The sequence below is a fragment of the Flavihumibacter sp. CACIAM 22H1 genome, from assembly GCF_001601815.1.
Taxonomy (GTDB): domain Bacteria; phylum Bacteroidota; class Bacteroidia; order Chitinophagales; family Chitinophagaceae; genus Flavihumibacter.
Window position 1 is genome coordinate 1 of sequence record NZ_LUKG01000076.1, and the last position, 7,176, is coordinate 7,176.

General features: G+C 47.2%; 4 protein-coding genes. 1 reads left to right on the forward strand and 3 read right to left on the reverse strand.

Going from position 1 to position 7,176, the window contains the following annotated elements:
* The 3 genes from A1D16_RS17235 to ligA form a co-directional block, all read right to left on the reverse strand.
* The coding region (locus A1D16_RS17235; protein WP_290711782.1) for a UbiD family decarboxylase at window positions 1-1,513 on the reverse strand (1,513 nt) is incomplete at its 3' end.
* A 49-nt stretch (window positions 1,514-1,562) separates the two neighbouring features.
* Window positions 1,563-2,126 (reverse strand): NUMOD4 domain-containing protein, encoded by a 564-nt coding sequence (locus A1D16_RS17240; RefSeq protein WP_290711784.1) that lies wholly within the window; start codon window positions 2,124-2,126, stop codon window positions 1,563-1,565.
* 53 nt (window positions 2,127-2,179) lie between these two features.
* Window positions 2,180-4,273, reverse strand: coding sequence for an NAD-dependent DNA ligase LigA (gene ligA, locus A1D16_RS17245; protein ID WP_290711786.1), 2,094 nt, complete (start codon window positions 4,271-4,273; stop codon window positions 2,180-2,182).
* 70 nt (window positions 4,274-4,343) lie between these two features.
* Here ligA and A1D16_RS17250 point away from each other — a divergent pair.
* Window positions 4,344-7,176, forward strand: a 2,833-nt coding sequence (locus A1D16_RS17250; protein WP_290711788.1) for an alpha-amylase family glycosyl hydrolase, incomplete at its 3' end; no start/stop codon positions are given.

Genomic DNA, 7,176 nt, shown 5'->3' on the forward strand with positions numbered 1-7,176 from the left:
GTGCGGCCGTTTCTTCGGGCCCTGCATAAGCTGTTGTCTGAAAAGCTACCACGCCGGGCATAACCAGTTTTGCTTCCCTGATAAAAGGAAGCTGAGCAATTGCTGCCGGTACTTCCGTGCAAAGTGTTCGTACGGGGTCTCCATAAGCAGCAAAAACTACTTTACTACCACTGTTTAAACCGGTTCCTGAATAATCGAGCGTATCAATGGTGGTATTGGTATGAAAATGAATATCTCTGTTGAGTTGAATCCGTTCGAGCAGGTACTGGAAAAAAAATTGTTCTTCATGGGTATTTACCCGGTTCTGCTCATCGGCAGTAATGAAGAGGAATTTCGCCAGGCTCAACTGGCCCGTTCCCAGAATATGGTTGGCAATGGTCAATAATTCTGCTGGTTGCCGGGTAGGGAGGTAGGGAGTATACCGTTCACTACCTACTGCCAGTAATAAGGGATGTACGCCGGCGGCATCCACCGCATGTACTTCCTTTAAACCGGGAATTTCCTGTGGAATGGCGTCGCCTGTTATTTCGTGAATTAACTGCCCAAAGCTGGTATCTTCCTGGGGCGGGCGTCCTACCACGGTAAAGGGCCAGATGGCGTTTTGCCGGGCATACACATTTTTAACGCGCATCAGGGGAAAAGCATGCCGGAGACTATAATACCCCAGGTGATCACCAAATGGTCCTTCCGGTTTATTCTCTTCCGGATAAACTTCGCCTGTCAGCACAAAATCAGCATCCGTGCTGATGCAAAATCCCTCCTTATAACAATACCTGAACCGGCGGTTGCCCAATAAACCGGCAAACGTTAACTCGCTCATGCCTTCCGGTAGCGGCATTACCGCAGCAACCGTATGGGAAGGCGGACCACCAACAAAAATGGATACTTTCAGCGGTTGCCCCTTCCTGTTAGCTTTGGTTTGGTGTACGCCAATACCCCGGTGCAACTGGTAATGCAGGCCGATTTCCTGATCCGGAATGTATTCGTTACCAGTAAGCTGTATCCTGTACATACCAAGATTGGCTTTCATGATGCCAGGTTGTTCAATATCTTCCGTGTATACCTGGGGCAGCGTTACGAAGGCGCCTCCGTCCATGGGCCAATGATGAATCAATGGAATTTCCTGAATGCGGAGCTGTTGAAATAATACCGGTTTTTTAAGTGGGTTGCGCAGGGGCAATGCTTTCATGGCTGCCAGGCCGGCGCCGGCATACCGAAACGGTTGTTTCAGCGCTTTGATCGGGTCATTTTTTAAACGGATTAGCTGTTGCACCTGGTCCAGGTTTTCCCGGAACAAAAACCTGCTGCGCTCCAGTGTTCCGAAAATATTGGATGCTGCCCGAAACCGGCTTCCTTTTACCCGTTCAAACAATAATGCAGGTCCGCCTGCTTCATATACACGCAGGTGAATAGCTGCCATTTCCAGGTAAGGATCAACTTCTTCCCGGATGCGGACCAATTGTCCGTTCTTTTCTAAATCCAATAAAGCTGCTTCAAGCGAATGATAGGCCATGCGATGTTTTAAACGGTGCAAAGGTAAAACAGAATCGCAGGCGGCTTGTTCATTTTACTTTTGACCAGTTTTCACCGCTTTTTATACGATACAGGGTCATTTCACTTACCCCGTACTTCTCAGCCAGCTGGCGGATTGTCATCGTTCGGTTTTTACTGTTTAATGTTTTCTTGATGGATCGCACCTGGGTAGCATTGAGCTTCAATCCGTTGGACCGGTTAGCCTGTACTTTTTTGTAAGCTACTTTAGCCGGACTACTTTGCTGGTGCTCAATCATTTCCTCCAGCGTGGCCCATTTCAGGTTTTTAATGGAATTGTCTGTTTTATTATGGTTCAGATGGATCACATAACGGTGCTTATTCGACGGCTTCTTTAAAAAGAGCCGGGCAATTTCACGGTGTATATACAAAGTACCATTATTACCCGGGCGGTGCAGGTTTAAGGTTTTATAACCGGTGGTGAGTGAACCATTTAACAGCTTCCCATCCTCCGTAACTTTTTCGGAGTAGCTGGCTACACGACCGCTGGAAGATAAGGCATACTGTTTGCGAAGATGTTTCCATCCCGGAAACTGAAGCGGCTTCCATACTTCGCCAGATAGTGGTTTAATCATCGTACCCTTTTTTTTAAAGTTACGAAAAGATATGAACCAAAATCATTATGCGTTTATTCTCCCCCCATCATTTTTATAAAATCATCTTCCGACAGGATTTGGATCTGTGGAATTTTCCTGGCTTTCTCCAGTTTAGACCCCGCATCCTCGCCCACTACCAGGTAGTTGAGCTTACTGCTTACGCCACTTAATAGCTTGCCTCCCCGGGTTTCTACCATTTCCTCCGCTTCTGATCGTTTTAATCGGTTAAGGGTACCTGTGAAAAGAAAGCTTTGGCCGGATAACAGTCCGTCGCCCAGGGGCGCTTTTTTCTCTGATTGCAGGGTCAGCCCTAAGGTTTCCAATTCCCTGATCAGCTCAATATTGGCCTGGTTCCGGAAAAACTGATAAATGCTGCTGGCCACTTTGACCCCTACATCTTCGAGCGACTGTAACTCTTCCAGGCTAAGCAGGCTCAGATCATTCAGATGCCGAACGGACTGTGCCAGTGTTTTGGCGGTTGTTTCTCCTACATAGCGGATACCGAGTGCAAAAATCAGCCGGTGCAGGGGCTGGGATTTTGATTTTTCAATATTGGTCTGCAGGTTGGTAATGGATTTTTCACCAAACCCTCCCAATTGCCGCATTTTATCATAAGGCAGGCGGTAGATGCCGGGTATATCCTGCAACCAGCCTAATTCATAAAATTTCCGAACATTGGCCTCTCCGAAACTGCGGATATCCATAGCATCTTTCGATACAAAATGAATAATACGTTCCACTACCTGTGCCGGGCAATCAATATTAATGCAGCGCCATACCGCTTCTCCTTCCTCCCTGGCAAGGGCGCTGGAACAACGCGGGCAGTTAACCGGAAACTGTATCGGTTGTTCTTCGCCGGTACGAAGCTCGGCCATTGATTTTACGATATACGGAATCACATCACCCGCCCTTTCTACCAGTACCGTATCTCCGATCTTCAGGTCTTTTTCTTTGATCACGTCTTCATTAAACAAAGAAATGGATCCCACTACTACGCCACCAATCGGTACAGGGTCAATTTTAGCAACAGGCGTTATGGCACCGGTTCTGCCTACCTGAAATTCTACTCCCCGTAATTTGCTGGTAGCCTGCCGGGCTTTGAATTTATACGCGATGGCCCAACGCGGGTGGTGGGTGGTCATACCCAGTTTCTCCTGTAAATCGAGCCGGTTTACCTTAATCACCATGCCGTCAATTTCATAGGGCAGATCGTCTCTGCCAGCTTCGAAATCCTGGCAGTATTGAATTACGCCTTCTATGCCGGTGAAAACTTTTTTTTCTTTTGCAGGACTCCGGAATCCAAGCTCCCATAACAGGTCAAGGCTGCCGCTGTGCGTTTCCAGTTCTGCGGGGGGCTGATTATTTTGATCTATATGATAGCTTACATGGTATAAAAAAGCTTCCAGGTTGCGCTTGCGTACAATTTCCGGGTCCTTGATCCGCAGTGAACCAGAAGCAGCATTCCGCGGGTTGGCCAGGGGAGGCAGGTTTTGTTCAGTGAGTTTATCGTTGAAGGCTTTGAACTGTTTTTTGGTCAGCAACACTTCTCCCCGGATCTCAATCTGGGTTATACCATATGCGGAGAATCGGGCAGACAGCGGTACCGAGCGGATTTGCCGGATATTGGTGGTAATATCATCTCCCTGAACACCATCGCCCCGGGTAGCACCGCGTGTAAGCAGGTCGTTTTCATAGATCAGCGAAATGCTGGCCCCATCAAACTTGGGTTCTACGCAGTACTCGATGCCAGCAGTACCCGCCCCTTCGCGCACCCGCCTGTCCCAGTCAATCAGGTCTTCTGCATTGTAGGAATTGTCCAAAGACAACATGGGTACCAGGTGCTGAACCGTGGCGAATGCCCCATTTAAGGCATTGGCTACCCGCTGCGTGGGCGAATCCGGGCGGATAAGTGCCGGGTTTTGCTGTTCAATGGCTTCCAGTGCCTTGTACAACTGATCGTATTCATAATCGGCTACCAATGGCGCATCCAATACATAATACCGGTATTCATGAAAGCGTAATACATCTCTCAGCGCTTCCACGTCCCCTGCCGGCAGGTGGGGAAGAAGCTGTAAAAAAGACGCTGTTCTGCCCTGAAGATCCCTGGTTTGTTGTTCCGTATACATGGGCGTAAAGTTTCAACAAAATTTGGATAGTATTATTTAATGTGTATTTTTAACACATTATTGTTTTGCCATGAGAACGACTGCTTACCTGCTCTTCTTCCTGTTTATTTTTAGCCAGATCCAGGCACAGGTTATTGTTGACCCGTTTTTTCCAACAGAGGATAAGGGGCTCCAGATCGTATACGATGCTTCCAAAGGAAATAAAGGATTATTGAATTATTCCGGCGATGTGTATATCCATACCGGGGTAATAACTGATAAAAGTGCCAACAGCGGCGACTGGAAATATGTTACCACTACCTGGAATAGCAATGATGCAGCGGCACGTATGGTAAAGGGATCGGGCAATTTTTATTCTTTTATCATACCTTCTGTTCGCAGTTATTACCAGGTGCCAGCGGGCGAAAAAATTCTAAAAATTGCCATGGTATTCCGCTCCTATAATCCCGGGGGCAATGCATTGGAAGGCAAAGCGGCTGACCTGAGCGTGGATCAGGGAAATATCTATTGGGATATTTACCCGGCGGGTGCGGCGGTTGTTAAATTTAGCAAGCCGGAATTTGAAGCCCGGTTCAAACCCTACCTGGTTCCACCGGTACTAACGGTGGGGTCTACCCTTGAACTGGAAGCCAGGAGTTCGATTTACCAGAAGCTGGTTCTCCGCCAGAATGGAAACACCATTGCTTCCCGGGAAAACGATACGATTATACGGTTTACGGCCACAATTCAAACAGCTGGTGAGCAGGTGTTTATTGCTACCAATCCTGATAACCCCGGCATTTTATCAGATACGTTCCGGGTCTATGTTGCACCGCCTACCACGGTGGCTCCTTTACCCGCGGGGGTAAAAGATGGCGTTAATTATGAAGCAGATCAAACGGCCGCCACACTGGTTATAAAAGCACCCGGAAAACAACGGGTTAATGTATTGGGTGAGTTTAATAACTGGGAAGAGTCGCTGGCTTACCAAATGAACAGAACACCCGATGGTTCCTATTTCTGGATCCGGATAACCGGCCTTAATTCGGGTACCGAATATGCCTATCAGTACCTGGTAGATGGTACCTTGAAAATCGGCGATCCCTATTCGGAGAAAGTATTAGATCCATGGAACGATCCGTTTATAACTGCTGCCACCTATCCCAACCTCAAAGCCTATCCGACAGGAAAAACAACCGGTATTGTGAGTGTATTACAAACCAATGCACCCGCTTATACCTGGCAGGTAACAAATTTTCAGCGCCCGGCTAAAGAGAAGCTGGTAATTTATGAAGTTCTGTTGCGTGATTTTGTAGAGAAACACGATTGGACAACCCTTAAGGATTCTATCGGGTATTTCAAATCATTGGGTGTTAATGCCCTGCACCTGATGCCATTTAATGAATTTGAAGGCAATATCAGCTGGGGGTATAACCCTTCCTATTATTTTGCGCCTGATAAATATTATGGCCCCAAGAATACGCTCAAAGCATTTATTGATGAGTGTCATAAAAACGGTATTGCCGTGGTAATGGATATGGTGCTGAATCATTCCTTTGGCCAATCGCCGATGGTGCAGTTATACTTCGATGCAGCCAATAACCGCCCTGCGGCCAATAATCCCTGGTTTAACCCGGTTGCCAAACATGCATTTAATGTTGGGTATGATATGAACCATGAAGCAGCCGCCTCCAAAAAATTCTTTAGCGATGTTTGTAGTTTCTGGCTGCAGGAGTATAAACTGGATGGCTTTCGTTTTGATTTATCAAAGGGTTTTACACAAACCAAGACCTGTGACGACAATGGTGGGAACTGCGATGTAAATGCATGGAGTGCCTACGATGCCAGCCGGGTAGCTATCTGGAAAGGCTATTACGATACCTTGCAGCAAAAAGCCCCTGGTTCCTATGTTATTCTGGAACACCTGGGTGTAAACAATGAAGAGAACGAGCTTTCTAATTATGGAATGATGTTATGGGGTAATATGAATTACAATTTTACCGAAGCTGCCAAAGGCCAGGTCAGTAATTCAAATTTCAGTGGTGCATTACATACTGTCCGCAACTGGCAAAAGCCACACCTGATCAGTTATATGGAAAGCCATGATGAAGAACGTTCCATGGTAAAATGCAAAATCGAGGGACTTAGCAGTGCAGGCTATACGATCCGTGATGAAGCCATTGCCCTGAAGCGGAATGAACTGGTGGCAAGTTTTCTCTTAGCCATGCCCGGGCCTAAACTAATCTGGCAGTTTGGTGAGCTGGGCTACGACCTGAGTATTAATTATTGTCAAAATGGTACGGTCAATAATTCCTGCAGAACGGATCCCAAACCGATTCGTTGGAATTATTACCAGGCGGCGGGTCGGGTGCAGTTACGGAATGTGTATAAAACTATGTTGCAACTTCGAAATAATCCCTATTTCGAGCAGTTATTCATAGGCGGTACTATTCAGCAAGACCTGTCGGGTGCGGCTAAGTGGATGTATATAACAAGCGACAGTTCTAAACTTGTAGTGGTTGGTAATTTTGGTACCACTGCGGCGCCGGTGCAGGTCTCTTTTCCGCAGGCGGGAGTTTGGTTTGAGTTATTCACAGGTGAACCTTTTAGCGCCACCGGAAACGCACAAAGCATAAATTTGCCGGCAGGAAGCTACAAAGTATACCTGAACAGGAACCTGAATGGCACCACGCCAACACCGGTACGCGACATTGAAACAACCGATATTTTCCGCTTGCGAATGACGCCTAACCCGGTTCAGACAAGTTCAATCATCCGATATGAATTGCCCGAAGCCGGTAAGGTACAGTTTACACTGATGGATCTGAACGGCAGAAATCTGGCAACCATCCCGGTAGGAAACAGGGCAATGGGACCGCATCAAACACGGCTTGATCCGGGTTTGATAAACAGTTTGCAAAAAG

What these genes read in the sequence shown, in the direction of transcription:
- A1D16_RS17240 (WP_290711784.1), bottom strand. Translation starts at nt 2,126, where the DNA reads ATGATTAAACCACTATCTGGCGAAGTATGGAAGCCGCTTCAGTTTCCG.
- ligA (WP_290711786.1), bottom strand. Translation starts at nt 4,273, where the DNA reads ATGTATACGGAACAACAAACCAGGGATCTTCAGGGCAGAACAGCGTCT.